The 14,769-nt window shown below is 72.4% G+C and carries 13 protein-coding genes; 2 read left to right on the top strand and 11 right to left on the bottom strand.

What is annotated here, in order from left to right; translation table 11 throughout:
* Positions 1-50: 50 nt before the first annotated feature.
* The 10 genes from E6P78_RS13855 to E6P78_RS13810 form a co-directional block, all read right to left on the bottom strand.
* Positions 51-2,264, bottom strand: a complete 2,214-nt coding sequence (locus E6P78_RS13855) for an MMPL family transporter (RefSeq protein ID WP_136203884.1) — start codon at positions 2,262-2,264, stop codon at positions 51-53.
* A 251-nt stretch (positions 2,265-2,515) separates the two neighbouring features.
* Positions 2,516-4,024, bottom strand: a complete 1,509-nt coding sequence (gatB, locus tag E6P78_RS13850; protein WP_136203883.1) for an Asp-tRNA(Asn)/Glu-tRNA(Gln) amidotransferase subunit GatB — start codon at positions 4,022-4,024, stop codon at positions 2,516-2,518.
* Between the two features lie 17 nt (positions 4,025-4,041).
* Positions 4,042-4,275, bottom strand: coding sequence for a hypothetical protein (locus E6P78_RS13845; RefSeq protein WP_168712355.1), 234 nt, complete (start codon positions 4,273-4,275; stop codon positions 4,042-4,044).
* A gap of 5 nt (positions 4,276-4,280) precedes the next feature.
* Positions 4,281-5,783, bottom strand: a complete 1,503-nt coding sequence (gene gatA / locus E6P78_RS13840; RefSeq protein WP_136203881.1) for an Asp-tRNA(Asn)/Glu-tRNA(Gln) amidotransferase subunit GatA — start codon at positions 5,781-5,783, stop codon at positions 4,281-4,283.
* Positions 5,784-5,788: 5 nt separating this feature from the next.
* Positions 5,789-6,085: an Asp-tRNA(Asn)/Glu-tRNA(Gln) amidotransferase subunit GatC gene (gene gatC, locus E6P78_RS13835; protein WP_018102521.1), complete on the bottom strand. Its 297-nt coding sequence runs from the start codon at positions 6,083-6,085 to the stop codon at positions 5,789-5,791.
* A 103-nt stretch (positions 6,086-6,188) separates the two neighbouring features.
* Positions 6,189-8,363, bottom strand: coding sequence for a bifunctional diguanylate cyclase/phosphodiesterase (locus tag E6P78_RS13830; protein WP_136203880.1), 2,175 nt, complete (start codon positions 8,361-8,363; stop codon positions 6,189-6,191).
* A gap of 230 nt (positions 8,364-8,593) precedes the next feature.
* Positions 8,594-10,822: an NAD-dependent DNA ligase LigA gene (gene ligA / locus E6P78_RS13825; protein WP_136203879.1), complete on the bottom strand. Its 2,229-nt coding sequence runs from the start codon at positions 10,820-10,822 to the stop codon at positions 8,594-8,596.
* Positions 10,823-10,852: 30 nt separating this feature from the next.
* On the bottom strand, positions 10,853-11,878 hold the full coding sequence (locus tag E6P78_RS13820; protein WP_136203878.1) for a methionine synthase: 1,026 nt from the start codon (positions 11,876-11,878) through the stop codon (positions 10,853-10,855).
* Positions 11,879-11,912: 34 nt separating this feature from the next.
* Positions 11,913-12,602: an SDR family oxidoreductase gene (locus E6P78_RS13815; protein WP_136203877.1), complete on the bottom strand. Its 690-nt coding sequence runs from the start codon at positions 12,600-12,602 to the stop codon at positions 11,913-11,915.
* 113 nt (positions 12,603-12,715) lie between these two features.
* Positions 12,716-13,255, bottom strand: a complete 540-nt coding sequence (locus tag E6P78_RS13810; RefSeq protein WP_136203876.1) for a TIGR00730 family Rossman fold protein — start codon at positions 13,253-13,255, stop codon at positions 12,716-12,718.
* A gap of 77 nt (positions 13,256-13,332) precedes the next feature.
* On the opposite strand from E6P78_RS13810, the gene E6P78_RS13805 reads away from it, so the two are divergent.
* Together E6P78_RS13805 and E6P78_RS13800 are read left to right on the top strand one after the other, a co-directional pair.
* Positions 13,333-13,668 (top strand): DUF427 domain-containing protein, encoded by a 336-nt coding sequence (locus tag E6P78_RS13805; RefSeq protein WP_136203875.1) that lies wholly within the window; start codon positions 13,333-13,335, stop codon positions 13,666-13,668.
* Positions 13,669-13,757: 89 nt separating this feature from the next.
* Complete coding sequence (locus E6P78_RS13800) at positions 13,758-14,558, top strand: alpha/beta hydrolase (protein ID WP_136203874.1); 801 nt, start codon at positions 13,758-13,760, stop codon at positions 14,556-14,558.
* A 97-nt stretch (positions 14,559-14,655) separates the two neighbouring features.
* Here E6P78_RS13800 and E6P78_RS13795 read toward each other — a convergent pair.
* A partial coding sequence (locus tag E6P78_RS13795; RefSeq protein ID WP_346765572.1) for an aminomethyltransferase beta-barrel domain-containing protein occupies positions 14,656-14,769 on the bottom strand: 114 nt, incomplete at its 5' end.

The raw sequence follows: 14,769 nt of genomic DNA, 5'->3' as shown, positions 1-14,769 counted from the left end.
TAACGCCCGCAGTCACCCCGGCTCAACACCCGCCGCCACCCGGCGCGCCGTCAGTGGACGCGCGCGGCCATCTCCTCCTCGCGGGCCCGCACCCCCGGGACCGGCACGTGCGGCACCGCGCGGTCGGGCGGCTCGATGCTCAGGCGGGGCAGTCGCCGCTCCAGCCAGCCGGGCAGCCACCAGTTCGCCCCGCCCAGCAGGTGCATCAGCGCCGGGACGAGCAGGGTGCGCAGGACGAAGGCGTCCAGGGCCACGGCCGCCGCCAGGGCGATGCCGAACATCGCGATGACCCGGTCGCCGCTCAGGACGAAGGCGAGGAACACCGAGATCATGATCACCGCGGCCGAGTTGATCACCCGGCTGGTCTCGGCGAGGCCCACCCGGACCGCGCGCCGGTTGTCGCCGGTCTCCAGCCACTCCTCGTACATCCGGCCGACCAGGAAGACCTGGTAGTCCATGGAGAGGCCGAAGAGCACCGAGACCATGATCACCGGGAGGAAGGGCTCGATGGGGCCCGCGCTGCCGAGGCCCAGCAGTTCGCTGCCCCAGCCCCACTGGAAGATCGCGACGACGACGCCGAACGACGAGGCGACCGCCGCGACGTTCATCGCGGCCGCCTTCAGCGGGATGCCGATGGACCGGAAGGCCATCAGCAGGAGCAGGCAGCCGAGCCCTATGACGACGCCGATGAAGAGCGGCAGCTTGCCGATGATGATCTGCGCGAAGTCGTCGTAACTGGCCGTCACCCCGCCCACGTGGGTCTCCAGCGAGGTGTTGTCGGCCGCCTTCGGCAGCACGTCCGTGCGCAGCCGCTCGACCAGGGCGCTGGTCTCGCGGGACTGCGGGGAGGAGTCGGGGACGACGGTGACGTACGCGGTGTCGCCGCCGGCGTTGTACGTCACCGGGTACGCCCGGGCCACCCCGTCGACGGCCCGCAGGGTGGCGGGCAGGGCGTCCATCGCGAGTCGGTCGTCGGCGCCGTCCAGGTGCGCGGCGACCGTCAGCGGCCCGTTGACGCCGGGGCCGAAGCCGTCGGCGAGCAGGTCGTACGCCTGCCGGGTGGTGGAGGACTGCGCGTTGTTGCCCTGGTTGGAGCTGCCGAGGTGGAGCGAGAAGGTGGGCAGCGCGAGGACCAGCATCACGACGGCGGCGAGCGAGCCCAGCAGTTTGGGGTGCCGCTCCACGAAGGCGGACCAGCGGGCGGCGAAGCCGGTGGGCGGTTCGGGCTGCGGCCCGTGGGCGGCCAGCCGGGCGCGCTCGCGTCGGCTCAGCGCCCGCAGGCCGATGAGCGACAGCAGGGCCGGCAACAGGGTCACCGAGGCGGCGACGGTCAGGACGACGGTGAGCGAGGCGGCGATGGCGACGCCGTTGAGGAAGCTCAGCCGCAGGATCAGCATGCCGAGCAGCGCGATGCAGACGGTGGCCCCCGCGAAGACGACGGCCCGCCCGGTCGTCGCGACCGCGTGCTGCGCCGCCTCGGGCACGGTCATGCCGCGCCGCAGCCCTCTGCGGTGTCGGGTGACGATGAAGAGCGCGTAGTCGATGCCCACGCCGAGCCCTATCAGCATGCCCAGCATCGGGGCGAAGTCGGCGACGGTCATGACGTGCCCGAGCAGCACGATGCCCGCGTAGGCCGTGCCGACCGAGACGAGCGCGGTGGCGATGGGCAGCATGCTCGCGGCGAGCGAGCCGAAGGCGAGGAGGAGCACGACCGCCGCGACGGCGACCCCGATGGCCTCGCTGAGGTGCGCGGCCGGTGCCTCGGTGAGGGCCATGGCCGAGCCGCCCAGTTCGACGCGCAGATGCGGGCTCCCGGCCGCCTTCGCGGTGTCCACGACCTCGCGCGCCTGCGCCACGGGGACGTCGTCGGCGCGCTGGTGGAAGGTGACGGTGGCGTACGCGGTGCGCCCGTCCGCGCTGATCTGTGCGGCGCCGGTCTCCGTGTACGGTCCGTCGACCGCCCCGACGCCCGGCAGCCGCTCGACGGCGTGCAGGGTGCGGGTCATCTTCTGTTGGACGTCGGTCGCCCGCACGGTGGAGTCGTCGGTGTGCCAGACGATGGTGTCGGTGTCGCCGCCGAGGTCCGTGAAGCCGCTCTTCAGCAGTGCGGCGGCCCGTTCGGACTCGGTCCCCGGCGCCTCGTAGTCGTTGGAGTAGGCCGACCCGGCGAACCCCGCGGCGGCGGCCGTGCCCCCGAGGGCGAGCAGCCAGATGAGGACGGCGAGGAGGCGGTGCGTGACGCACCAGCGGGCGATGGCAGCCAAGGGACGTACTCCCTGCGGGTTCGTGGCCTCCCCGGGATTCGGCAGAACCGCCCGCAGAAGAACGCATGACCTGAGAACCGCCACTCTGGCAGCCATCTGTGATCATTTGCCCGTTTCGTGGGGAGGGTCACAAGGTGCGGATCACCTTATGGGCGACATCAGTACGCCCGTACGAAGGACCCCTATGCCGAAGGGGCGGTGCGCCCGGTGGAAACCGGTGCACCGCCCCTTCGGGTCGTACGGGGAACGCCTCAGCCCTCGACGCCGAGCTTCTCCAGGATCAGCTCGCGTACCCGGGCCGCGTCCGCCTGGCCGCGGGTCGCCTTCATGACCGCGCCGACCAGCGCACCGGCCGCCGCGACCTTGCCGCCGCGGATCTTGTCCGCGATGGCGGCGTTGCCCGCGATGGCCTCGTCCACGGCCGTGGACAGGGCACCCTCGTCGGAGACGACCTTCAGGCCGCGCTTCTCGACGACGGTGTCCGGGTCGCCCTCACCCGCGAGGACGCCCTCCAGGACCTGGCGCGCCAGCTTGTCGTTGAGGTCGCCCGAGGCGACGAGTTCGGCCACCCGGGCGACCTGCGCCGGGGTGACGGGCAGCTCGTCCAGGCCGCGGCCGGTCTCGTTGGCGTTACGGGCCAGCTCGCCCATCCACCACTTGCGGGCCTGGTCCGACGGCGCGCCCGCCTCGATCGTGGCCACGATCAGCTCGACCGCGCCCGCGTTGAGGATGGACTGCATGTCGTGCTCGGAGACGCCCCACTCCTCCTTGAGCCGGGCGCGGCGCAGCCGCGGCAGCTCGGGGAGCCCCTTGCGCAGCTCCTCGACCCACTCGCGGGCCGGGGCGACCGGTACGAGGTCGGGCTCGGGGAAGTAGCGGTAGTCCTCGGCGTTGTCCTTGATGCGGCCGGCCGTGGTGGAGCCGTCCTCCTCGTGGAAGTGCCGGGTCTCCTGCACGATCGTGCCGCCGGAGTTCAGCACCGCGGCGTGGCGCTGGATCTCGAAACGGGCGGCGCGCTCGACGGAACGCAGCGAGTTCACGTTCTTCGTCTCGGAGCGCGTACCGAACTTCTCGGTGCCGTGCGGGCGCAGCGACAGGTTCACGTCGCAGCGCATCTGGCCCATCTCCATGCGGGCCTCGGAGACGCCGAGCGCCTTGATGAGCTCGCGCAGCTCGGCGACGTACGCCTTGGCGACCTCGGGGGCGCGGGCGCCCGCTCCCTCGATCGGCTTGGTGACGATCTCGATGAGCGGGATGCCCGCGCGGTTGTAGTCGAGCAGGGAGTGGGACGCGCCGTGGATACGGCCGGTGGCGCCGCCGACGTGCGTCGACTTGCCGGTGTCCTCCTCCATGTGGGCGCGTTCGATCTGCACCCGGAAGACCTCGCCGTCCTCCAGCTGGACGTCCAGATAGCCGTCGAAGGCGATCGGCTCGTCGTACTGGGAGGTCTGGAAGTTCTTCGGCATGTCCGGATAGAAGTAGTTCTTCCGGGCGAAGCGGCACCACTCGGCGATCTCGCAGTTCAGCGCGAGGCCGATCTTGACGGCGGACTCGACGCCGATCTCGTTGACGACCGGCAGCGCGCCGGGCAGCCCGAGGCAGACCGGGCAGGTCTGCGAGTTGGCGTCCTGCTTGAGCTCGGTGGAGCAGCCGCAGAACATCTTCGTCTTGGTGCCGAGCTCCACATGGACCTCGAGGCCCATGACGGGGTCGTACGTCGCGAGGGCGTCCTCGTACGACTCCAGGTCGATGACAGTCACGGTGAAAACTTTCCCTCTCAGCCCAGCAGAACGTCGTCGTCGCCGAGACGCTTCAGTTCGCGATAGAGGATCGCGAGGCCCGTGACGATGGCGGCGGCGGACACCGCGGCGTCGACGAGCCGCAGCATGTCGTTGTCGTTGCGCGCGAGCTTCGCCTGCTTGGCGACGCTGATCGCGCCGAACGCGGTGGTGCCGAGCGATACGTACAGCCCGGTCTTCGACTTCTTGAAGTTCTTGGCCTGCTTTGCCATGGCACTCACAGCGACGGAGCCTCCTCGAGCAGTGGGTGCCCCCACTTTTCCACGAATGCGGCCTCGACGGCGGCTCCGACCTTGTAGAGCCGGTCGTCCTTCATGGCGGGGGCGATGATCTGCAGCCCGACCGGCAGGCCGTCCTCGGGCGCCAGGCCGCAGGGCAGCGACATGGCGGCGTTGCCCGCCAGGTTGGTCGGAATGGTGCACAGGTCGGCCAGGTACATCGCCATCGGGTCGTCGGCGCGCTCGCCGATCGGGAAGGCGGTGGTGGGCGTCGTCGGCGAGACGATCACATCGACCTGCTCGAAGGCCTGCTCGAACTCCCGCGTGATCAGGGTGCGGACCTTCTGCGCCGAGCCGTAGTACGCGTCGTAGTAGCCGGAGCTGAGCGCGTACGTGCCGAGGATGACGCGGCGCTTGACCTCGTCGCCGAAGCCGGCCTCGCGGGTGAGCGCGGTGACGTCCTCGGCGGACTTCGTGCCGTCGTCGCCGACCCGCAGGCCATAGCGCATGGCGTCGAACCGGGCGAGGTTCGAGGAGCACTCGGACGGCGCGATCAGGTAGTAAGCCGAAAGGGCGAGGTCGAAGGTCGGGCAGTCCAGCTCGACCACCGTGGCGCCGAGCGACTTCAGCAGCTCGACCGATTCCTCGAAGCGCTGGACGACGCCGGCCTGGTAGCCCTTGCCGGAGAACTGCTTGACGACGCCGACGCGCATGCCCTGTACGGAGCCGTTGCGCGCGGCCTCGACCACCGGCGGGACCGGCGCGTCGATGGACGTGGAGTCCATCGGGTCGTGCCCGGCGATGGCCTCGTGCAGCAGGGCCGCGTCCAGGACCGTGCGGGCGCAGGGGCCGCCCTGGTCGAGCGAGGAGGAGAAGGCGACCATGCCGTAGCGGGAGACCCCGCCGTAGGTGGGCTTGACGCCGACGGTGCCGGTGACGGCGGCGGGCTGGCGGATGGAGCCGCCGGTGTCCGTGCCGATGGCGAGGGGGGCCTCGAAGGAGGCGAGGGCGGCCGAGGAGCCGCCGCCGGAGCCGCCGGGGATGCGGGTGAGGTCCCAGGGGTTGCCGGTGGGGCCGTAGGCGCTGTTCTCGGTGGACGACCCCATGGCGAACTCGTCCATGTTGGTCTTGCCGAGGATGACGACGCCGGCGGCCTTCAGCTTCTGGGTGAGGGTCGCGTCGTACGGCGGAACCCAGCCCTCGAGGATCTTCGAGCCGACGGTGGTCGGCATGTCCTTCGTGGTGAAGATGTCCTTCAGCGCGAGCGGGACGCCGGCCAGCGGGCCGAGCTTCTCGCCCGCCGCCTTCTTGGCGTCCACGGCGCGGGCCTGCGCGAGCGCGCCCTCGCGGTCGACGTGCAGGAAGGCGTGGACCTTCTCGTCCACGGCCTCGATCCGGGCCAGGTGGGCCTCGGTGACCTCGACGGCCGTGAGCTCGCCGGAGGCGATCTTCGCGGCGATCTCGGCCGCGGTGAGCTTGATGATGCTGCTGATGTCCGTCATGGCTGTCAGTCCTCCCCCAGGATCTGCGGCACCTTGAAACGCTGCTGCTCCTGGGCCGGAGCCCCGGAGAGCGCCTGCTCGGGGGTGAGGGACGGGCGGACCACGTCCGCCCGCATGACGTTCGTCAGCGGCAGCGGGTGGGAGGTCGGCGGTACGTCTTGGTCGGCGACCTCGGAGACGCGGGCGACCGCGCCGATGATGTCGTCGAGCTGACCGGCGAAGTGATCGAGCTCTTCGCCCTTCAGCTCCAGACGCGCCAGCCGGGCGAGGTGGGCGACCTCCTCGCGCGTGATGCCAGGCATGCAGCGATCCTCAGGGGTTGGTGTGTGGTTTTGGCCCAATCCTATGGGGTCGCCCGCACCGCCCACGGCCACCTGCCGGATTCGCCTCCGAGGGGGGACGGCTCTACGTCGGTGACGGCCGTGAACCGGCCGTCCGCCCGGAGGGCCGCTGCTCCAGCTCGGGCGGCGGCGCCGCTGCCGCCACGCTCGCCGCCGCCGCTGCCGCAGCCGCCGCGGCCGCCAGCTCGGCCGGTCTGCGCCAGCCGTGCTCGCCCCGGGCCCGCAGCCACGCGGTCGTCTCCTGGGGCGGCATCGCGGCCGCCACCAGCCAGCCCTGGACCGCGTCGCAGCGCAGGTCCCGCAGCCGCTCCCAGGTCTCGTCGTCCTCGACGCCCTCCGCGACGACCAGCAGCCCGAGCGAGTGCGCCAGGTCGATCGTGCAGCGGACGATCTCCGCGTCCTCGTGGTCGATGGCGAGCCGGGCCACGAAGGACCGGTCGATCTTCAGCTCGCTGACCGGCAGGCGGCGCAGATGGACCAGCGAGGAGTACCCGGTGCCGAAGTCGTCCAGGGACATCTTCACGCCGTGCCCGGTCAGCCCGGCCAGCGTGTCCGCGGCCCGCTGCGGGTCCTCCAGGAGTACGTGCTCCGTTATCTCCAGCTGGAGCGCTCCCGCGGGGACGCCGTGCCGGGCGAGCCGGGCCGCGACGCCGCCCGCGAACCCGGGGGTGTGCACGTCGCGCGGGGAGACGTTGACCGCGACGGGTACGAAGAGGCCCTGCGCGCGCCACCGGGCGACCTGGGCGAGCGCCGTCTCCAGGACGTACTCCGTCAGGTGCGGCATCAGGCCGGAGGACTCGGCGATGGCGATGAACTCGTCCGGGGGGACCCGGCCGCGCTCCGGGTGCACCCAGCGCACCAGCGCCTCAAGGCCGGCCACCTGGCCGTCGAAGCGGACCTTGGGCTGGTAGTGCAGCTCCACCTCGCCCGCGTCCAGCGCGCGGCGCAGGTCGCCGAGGAGGCCGAGCCGGTCCGGGGTGTTGCTGTCGCGCTTCGACTCGTACACCTCCACGCCCGTGCGGTCGCGCTTGGCCTGGTACATCGCCACGTCCGCCCGGCGCAGCAGCCCCTCCGCGTCCAGCGCGTGCTCCGGGAAGACGGCGACCCCGGCGCTGGCCTCCAGGACCAGGGTGAGGCCGTCCAGGTCGAGCGGCGAGGACAGCTCGGCGACCAGGTGGCGGGCGACGCGCTGGGCGCTGGTGGTGGAGTCGGCGGTGGGCAGCAGGACGGCGAACTCGTCGCCGCCGAGCCGGGCCGCCTCCGCGCCGCGCGGCAGGGCCAGCCGCAGCCGCTCCGCTATCTGGAGCAGCAGCCGGTCGCCGGCGAGATGGCCGAGCGTGTCGTTGACCGCACGGAAGCGGTCGAGGTCGATCAGGACCAGGCCGACCCGGCCGCCGATGCTCTCGGCCTCCTCCAGCGCCGTCCAGGTCCGCTCCAGCAGCCACTGCCGGTTGGGCAGCCCGGTCAGCGGGTCGCGCAGCTGCTCCTCGGCGCGGGCGCGGGCGATCCAGAGGGTGGAGTCGAGCGCGATCAGCGGCACCGCGAAGAGCGGCAGCAGGATGGGTCTGGCCATCGCGACGACGCAGATCAGCGGGGCGATGCCGAGCAGGGCGACCGCGACGAGGCCCTGGCGCAGCAGCGCGGTGCGGGCGACGGTGGGCAGGCCGCCGCCCGGCTGGGCCCGCGAGTACCACAGCAGGACCCGGGTGACGAGCAGGTAGGTGGAGGCGGCGAGCAGGACTTCCGGGACGGCGTCGATGCCCCAGTCGAGTGGCTGCCAGGGCGACTCGACGGACTGCACCTCGCCGAACGCGGCGAGCACCAGGGCCGCCGCGCCCACCCCGACGATGTCCACCGCCCCGTGCAGGAGCCCCTGCCACCAGCGGTGTCTGCGGGCGACGCCGACGAGGACGACCACGACGAGGCTGACGAGGCCGGCGGGCACCCAGCCGTAGAGCAGCAGGACGGCCAGGGTGAGCGCGGCGCCGGAGCCGGTGCCGCCCCACCAGCGGTCGCGGCCGAGGGCGACGAGGTGGCCGACGACGATGCCGGTGAGGACGGCGAGCGACCAGCCGGCCCGGCCGTCCGGGAAGAGGGCGTGTCCGCGGCTGAGGGCGCGGTAGAAGCCGGTCGCGAGCTGGACCGTGGCGAGGGCCACGACGACGGCACCCACTTTGGGGGTGAGGCTCACGAAACCTTGCAGCCGCGCCACCGGTGCGGCGCTCTCGGTCGGTTTCATTCCGTCCCTCTCACAGCCGGCGATGCCGATGTCACCCGATGATTCCGTTCCGTGCCACCACGCCCCGGTCCTCGCCCGGTGGCCGGGTCCGAGGGCGCATCTTCCAACAGTAGGCCGCGGAGGACTTCTACGGGCAGCGGTCTACCGCTCTTGCCCGAATGCGAACCGACCATCCGTCAGCATCTGCTATGCGCCCGAACGAGTGAAACCGACGGTATGTCGGCCGCCTCTCACTCTCCGGGTCCGGCCGCCTCCCCCGGCTCCTCGCCCGCCGCGGGGCCCTCGGGCGCGACCGCCGCCTCGCGGGCCGCGTCCGCTCCCTGGTCCAGCAGTACGGCGAAGCCGGTCTCGTCCAGCACGGGGACCTTCAGCTGCATCGCCTTGTCGTACTTCGAGCCGGGGTTGTCACCGACCACGACGAAGGAGGTCTTCTTCGAAACGGAACCGGTGACCTTCGCCCCCCGGCTCTGCAGGGCCTCTTTCGCGCCATCCCTGGTGTGCCCGGCCAGGGTGCCCGTGACGACGACGGTGAGCCCTTCGAGGGGCCGGGGCCCCTCGTCCTCGCCGGCCCCCTCGTCCTCCATCCGGACTCCGGCCTCCCGCCACTTGCGCAGGATCTCGCGGTGCCAGTCCTCGGCGAACCACTGCTTGACCGAGGCCGCGATGATCGGCCCGACCCCGTCGGCGTCGGCCAGCTCCTGCTCGGTGGCCGCCTCGATACGGTCGATGGAGCGGAACTGACGGGCCAGCTCGCGGGCCGCGACGGGGCCGACGTGGCGGATGGAGAGCCCGGTGAGGATGCGGGCCAGCGGGGCCTGCTTGGCCGCCGCGATGGCGTCCAGCATGGCGACGGCGTTCTTCTTCGGCTCGCCCTGCTGGTTGGCGAAGACCAGGGCCGTCTTCTCCTCGCCGGTCTTCGGGTCGCGCTTGGGCAGCCCGCTGTCCGGGTCCAGGACGTAGGCCCGGATCGGCAGCAGCTCGTCGACGGTCAGCCCGAAGAGGTCCCCCTCGTCGCGCAGCGGCGGCTCGGTGGGCTCCAGCGGCCTGGTCAGGGCGGCGGCGACGACGTAACCGAAGTGGTCGATGTCCAGGCACTTGCGGCCCGCGAGGTAGGCGACGCGCTCCCGCAGCTGGGCGGGGCAGGAGCGGGCGTTGGGGCAGCGGACGTCGACGTCCGCCTCCTTCATGGGCTTCAACTCCGTCCCGCACTCGGGGCAGTGCGTCGGCATGACGAACGCCTTCTCCGTGCCGTCGCGGAGGTCGGCCACGGGCCCGAGGATCTCCGGGATGACGTCGCCGGCCTTGCGGAGCACCACCGTGTCGCCGATCAGGACGCCCTTGGCGCGGACCACGTTCTGGTTGTGGAGGGTGGCGAACTCGACCTCGGAGCCCGCCACCACGACCGGTTCGACCTGGGCGTACGGGGTGACGCGGCCGGTGCGGCCGACGCCGACGCGGATGTTGACCAGCTTGGTGTTGACCTCCTCCGGGGCGTACTTCCAGGCGATGGCCCAGCGCGGGGCGCGCGAGGTGGAGCCCAGCCGGCCCTGGAGCGGGATCTCGTCCAGCTTGACGACGACGCCGTCGATCTCGTGCTCCACGGAGTGCCGGTGCTCGCCGAAGTACGCGATGAACTCCCGTACGCCGGCGAGGGAGTCGACCACCTTGTTGTACTTGGCGGTGGGCAGGCCCCACTCGTGCAGCAGCTCGTAGGCGTGCGAGAGGCAGTCGATGTCGAAGCCCTCGCGGGCGCCGATGCCGTGCACCACCATGTGCAGCGGGCGGTTGGCGGTGACCTTGGGGTCCTTCTGGCGCAGTGAACCGGCCGCCGCGTTACGGGGGTTGGCGAAGGGCTTGTCGTCGGCCTCCACCAGCCGGGCGTTCAGCTCCTCGAACCCCTCCATCGGGAAGAAGACCTCGCCGCGGATCTCGACGAGCGGCGGGACGCGGTCGCCCTTCAGCCGGTGCGGGATGTCCGCGATCGTACGGACGTTGGGCGTGATGTCCTCGCCGGTGCGGCCGTCGCCGCGGGTCGCCGCCCGGGTCAGCACGCCGTTCTCGTACGTGAGGTTGACGGCGAGGCCGTCGATCTTCAGCTCGCACAGGAAGTGGTAGCCCGGGGAGCCCACGTCCCGGGCGATCCGCTCGCCCCAGGCGGCCAGCTCCTCGTCGTCGAAGGCGTTGTCCAGGGAGAGCATCGGCTCGCGGTGCTCGACGGAGGTGAACTCCGTACGGTAGGGCCCGGCGACCTTCTGGGTCGGCGAGTCGGGCGAGCGCAGCGGGGGGTGGGCGTCCTCCAGGGCCTCCAGCTCACGCATCAGCCGGTCGAACTCGGCGTCGCTGACGACCGGCTGGTCGTTCACGTAATACCGGAAGCGGTGCTCCTCGATCTGTTCCGCGAGGAGCTTGTGCCTCTCCCGCGCCTCCACTGGCACTGCCGTCTGCTCTTCGCCGGCCATCGTCCCGTCCTCCCGTTACCCAGCGCCCCGTTACTCAGGGTTGTCTGCGAGCGATTTAGCGGCCCGGGCGCAATGGGCGAGCGCGGCCCGTGCGTACGCGGGCGACGCACCCGCGAGACCGCACGAGGGAGTGACCGTCACGGACTCGGTCAGAGTCCCCGGATTCAGCCCCAGCCTGCGCCACAGCGTCCTGACACCCATGACGCTACCGCCCGGGTCCGACAATCCGCCCGAAGCCGGGTCGATGCCCGGCACCACCCCGAGGAACAGCCGGGTGCCGCCCTCGACGGCTTCCCCGATCGCCTCGTCCTCACGCTCGGTGAGAAGGGAGAAATCGAACGAGATCCCGTCCGCCCCGGCCCTGCGCAGCAGCGCGAACGGCACCTCGGGGGCGCAGGTGTGCACGAGCGTGGCGGTCCCGCCCGCCGCGTCCAGCACCTCGCGCAGGGTGTCCTCCACGATCTGGCGGTCCACGGCCCGGTAGGTGCGGTAGCCGCTGGCGGTCCTGATCCGGCCGAGCAGGACCCCGGTGAGGGAGGGTTCGTCCAGCTGGAGGGCGAGGCGCGCGCCGGGCATCCGGCGCCGCACCTCGGCGAGGTGGCCGCGCAGCCCCTCGGCCAGCGAGTGCGCCAGGTCGCGGCAGGCGCCCGGGTCGCCGAGGAACGCCTCGCCGCCCCGGCGCTCCAGGGCTGCGGCCAGCGTCCAGGGGCCGACGGCCTGCACCTTGAGCGGGCCCTCGTAGCCCTGGGTGAACTCCTCCAGGGCGTCCAGGTCCTCGCCGAGCCAGGACCGGGCCCGGCGGGTGTCGCGGCCCGGCCGGTCGCTGATGCGCCAGCCGCTCGGCTCGACGTGCCCGTACATCTCGGCCAGCAGCCCGATCGTCCGCCCGATCATGTCCGCGCCCGGCCCCCGGGCGGGCAGTTCCGCCAGGTACGGCATGCCCTGGCCGTCACCGAAGGAGCCGGTGACGGTCTTCGCCGCCTCCCGGGCGTCTGACCCGGGCATCGAACCGATTCCGGTGGCCGGGCAATCCCTGAACTCGCTCTTCTCGCTCACGCGGGAAGCCTACGGCGGTCCGCCCCCCGTACGGTCAGCGGCCGGGGCGCACCGTGAGGTCGTTGACCTCGGCGTCGCGGGGCAGGTCGAGCGCCATCAGGATCGTGGTGGCGACGGACTCGGGGTCGATCCAGCGGGCCGGGTCGTACTCCTTGCCCTCCTGCTGGTGGACCTTGGCCTGCATGGGGCTCGCGGTGCGGCCGGGGTAGACGGACGTGACCCGGACCCCGTTGCCGTGCTCCTCGTGGCGCAGGGCGTCGGCGAGCGCCTTCAGCCCGTGCTTGCTCGCGGCGTACGCGCTCCACTCGGCGCTCGCGGAGAGCCCGGCCCCGGAGTTGACGAACAGGACGTGGCCCTGGGCGACGCGCAGCTGGGGCAGGACGAGGCGGGTCAGCTCGGCGGGGGCGACGAGGTTGGCGTTGAGCTGGAGGTGCCAGGCCTTGGGGGTGAGCTCGCCGACCCGGCCGAGTTCCACGACGCCCGCGATGTGCAGCAGCGAGTCGAGCCGTTCCGGCATCGGCTGCTGGGCGAAGGCCCAGGAGAGCCGGTCCGGGTTGGACAGGTCGCCGACGAGGGTGCGGGCGCCGGGGTGGAGCGCGGCCAGCTCCTTGGCGCGGCCCGCGTCGCGGGCCAGCAGGACGAGGTCGTCCCCGCGCTCGGTGAGACGGCGGGCGACCGCTGCGCCGATGCCGGAGCCGGCACCGGTGATGAGGTGAGTGGACATGGCCCCATCGTCGCACCCGGCACCGCCTGTCACTGCGGGCCGGCCCACTCCTCCAGGTAGGGCACCGCCTGTCACTGCGGGCCGGCCCACTCCTCCAGATAGGACACCGCCTGTCACTGCAGGCCGGCCCACTCCTCCAGGTAGGCCAGGGCGCCGACCCCGTCCTCGGCGAAGAAGACCAGCTCGGTCAGCGGGAGCGGCAGGAAGCCCTCGTCCTCCATGCGCTGGAACTGCTGGCGCAGCCCGTCGTAGAAGCCCGCGGTGTTGAGCAGGACGACCGGCTTGGTGTGCTTGCCGTGCTTCTTCAGCTCCAGGATCTCGGTGGCCTCGTCCAGCGTCCCGGTGCCGCCGACCATGATCACGACCGCGTCGGCCTTCGCCAGGAGCAGGGCCTTGCGCTCGGCGAGGTCGCCCGCGATCACCATCTCGTCGGCGTCGGTCCGCGCCTTGGCGGCCAGGAAGTCCACCGACACCCCGACGAGCTTTCCGCCCGCCTCCTGGACGCCGTCGGCGACGACCTTCATCAGCCCGCTCTCCGAGCCGCCCCAGACCAGGGTGTGCCCGCCGCGGCCGATCAGCTCGGCGAACTCACGGGCGGGCACGGTGTAGCGGTCGGGAAGGTCGGCGGCGGAGAGGAAGACGCAGATGTTCATGGCTGCCACGGTAGAGCCCGCCGTCGGCGGACCGGCGGCCGGGGAAGAATCCCGCCCCCGGGACGGCTGAGAGAAATATGACTTCCACCCGAGGACACCGCATCACCGTCGAGCCCGGCACCGAGCACGTGCGCGTGGTCCGCGACGGCCTGCTGCTCGCCGAGAGCCGGCGCCCGCTCGTCCTGCGCGAGACGGGCTGTCCGGACCGCTACTACCTGCCGCCCGAGGACGTCCGTACGGAGTTGCTGACGCCGTCGGACACCCGCACGCACTGCCCGTTCAAGGGGGACGCCTCCTACTGGTCGCTACCGGGCGCGGCCGATCTGGTCTGGGCGTACGAGGAGCCGAAGGCCGAAGTGGAGGCGATCAGGGACCACTTCTGCTTCTACGACACCGAGCTCGTCGCCCGCTGATCCGGCGGCAGCGGCCCCGGCGGAGCGGGGTCCGGAGAATTCTCCGCCGCCGCCGATGAGTTCCTGGGCGTCCGGCAGTCCACCCTCGCATGGACAGGACTCTTTCCCGCGACGGCACCCTGATCGCCTACCGGCGCCGGGGCGAAGGGCCGCCGGTCATCCTGGTGGGCGGGGCACTGAGCACGGCGGAGACCGAGGCCCCGCTCGCCCGCCTGCTCGCGCCGCGCTTCCACGTCGTCACGTACGACCGGCGCGGCCGGGGCGCCAGCGGGGACGGGGCGCGGTACGCGGTGGAGCGCGAGATCGAGGACCTGGCGGCGCTGGCCGCCGTGACGGGCGGCAGCCCCTCGGTGTTCGGTGTCGGGGCGGGCGGCGCGCTGGCCCTGGAGGCGCGGGCCGCCGGGGTGCCGGCGGACCGGCTCGCGGTGTACGAGCCGCCGTACACGCCGGGGCGGGCCGGGCTGCTGTTCAAGGCCGACTGCACGGCCCGGCTGCACCGGCTGCTGTCCGCCGGGGACCGGGGCGGGGCGGTGGAGCTGTTCCTGACGGTCACGGGTGTCCCGGCGGCTACGGTCGCCAGGATGCGGAGGGCGCCGCTGTGGCGGACCCTGGAATCCGTGGCGCACACACTGGCGTACGACGACGCGGTGCTGGGCGACGGTTCGGTGCCGGCCGCGCGGTTCGCCCCGGCCACGGCGCGGACCCTGGTGGTCTGCGGCGGTTTCAGCTCGGCGACCGCGCGAACGGCGACCCGGCAGCTGGCGGACGCCCTGCCCCGGGGCCGCCACCGCACGCTGACGGGCCAGACCCGTGAACTGGCACCCCACGTGATCGCCCCGGTGCTGGCGGAGTTCTTCGGCCGTGACGTGTACGCCCGCCAGGCGTCCTGACACGCGCCGGGCGGGCCCGGGGGGCCGTGAGCGCCCCGCGCGGCCACGCCCGTACTGGGGTCGGGCGTAGCCGTGCGGGGCTTCCCCCGCGCGGTTCTCAGCTCGCCGCCGCCCGCTCCCGGCGCACCGTCGTCGCGATCGTCGCGGAGCCGACCACGCGCGTCCCGTCGTAGAGCACGACCGCCTGGCCGGGGGCCACGCCCCGGGCCGG

This window comes from Streptomyces sp. A0958 (assembly GCF_004795035.1).
Taxonomy (GTDB): Bacteria; Actinomycetota; Actinomycetes; order Streptomycetales; family Streptomycetaceae; genus Streptomyces.
This window is presented reverse-complemented; position numbering and strand designations above follow the sequence as displayed.

Excerpts from the sequence above, each read along its gene's own strand:
- E6P78_RS13845 (WP_168712355.1), bottom strand. The coding sequence starts at position 4,275 with ATGGCAAAGCAGGCCAAGAACTTCAAGAAGTCGAAGACCGGGCTGTAC.
- gatA (WP_136203881.1), bottom strand. The coding sequence starts at position 5,783 with ATGACGGACATCAGCAGCATCATCAAGCTCACCGCGGCCGAGATCGCC.
- gatC (WP_018102521.1), bottom strand. The coding sequence starts at position 6,085 with ATGCCTGGCATCACGCGCGAGGAGGTCGCCCACCTCGCCCGGCTGGCG.
- E6P78_RS13830 (WP_136203880.1), bottom strand. The coding sequence starts at position 8,363 with ATGAAACCGACCGAGAGCGCCGCACCGGTGGCGCGGCTGCAAGGTTTC.
- ligA (WP_136203879.1), bottom strand. The coding sequence starts at position 10,822 with ATGGCCGGCGAAGAGCAGACGGCAGTGCCAGTGGAGGCGCGGGAGAGG.
- E6P78_RS13815 (WP_136203877.1), bottom strand. The coding sequence starts at position 12,602 with ATGTCCACTCACCTCATCACCGGTGCCGGCTCCGGCATCGGCGCAGCG.
- E6P78_RS13810 (WP_136203876.1), bottom strand. The coding sequence starts at position 13,255 with ATGAACATCTGCGTCTTCCTCTCCGCCGCCGACCTTCCCGACCGCTAC.
- E6P78_RS13805 (WP_136203875.1), top strand. The coding sequence starts at position 13,333 with ATGACTTCCACCCGAGGACACCGCATCACCGTCGAGCCCGGCACCGAG.
- E6P78_RS13800 (WP_136203874.1), top strand. The coding sequence starts at position 13,758 with ATGGACAGGACTCTTTCCCGCGACGGCACCCTGATCGCCTACCGGCGC.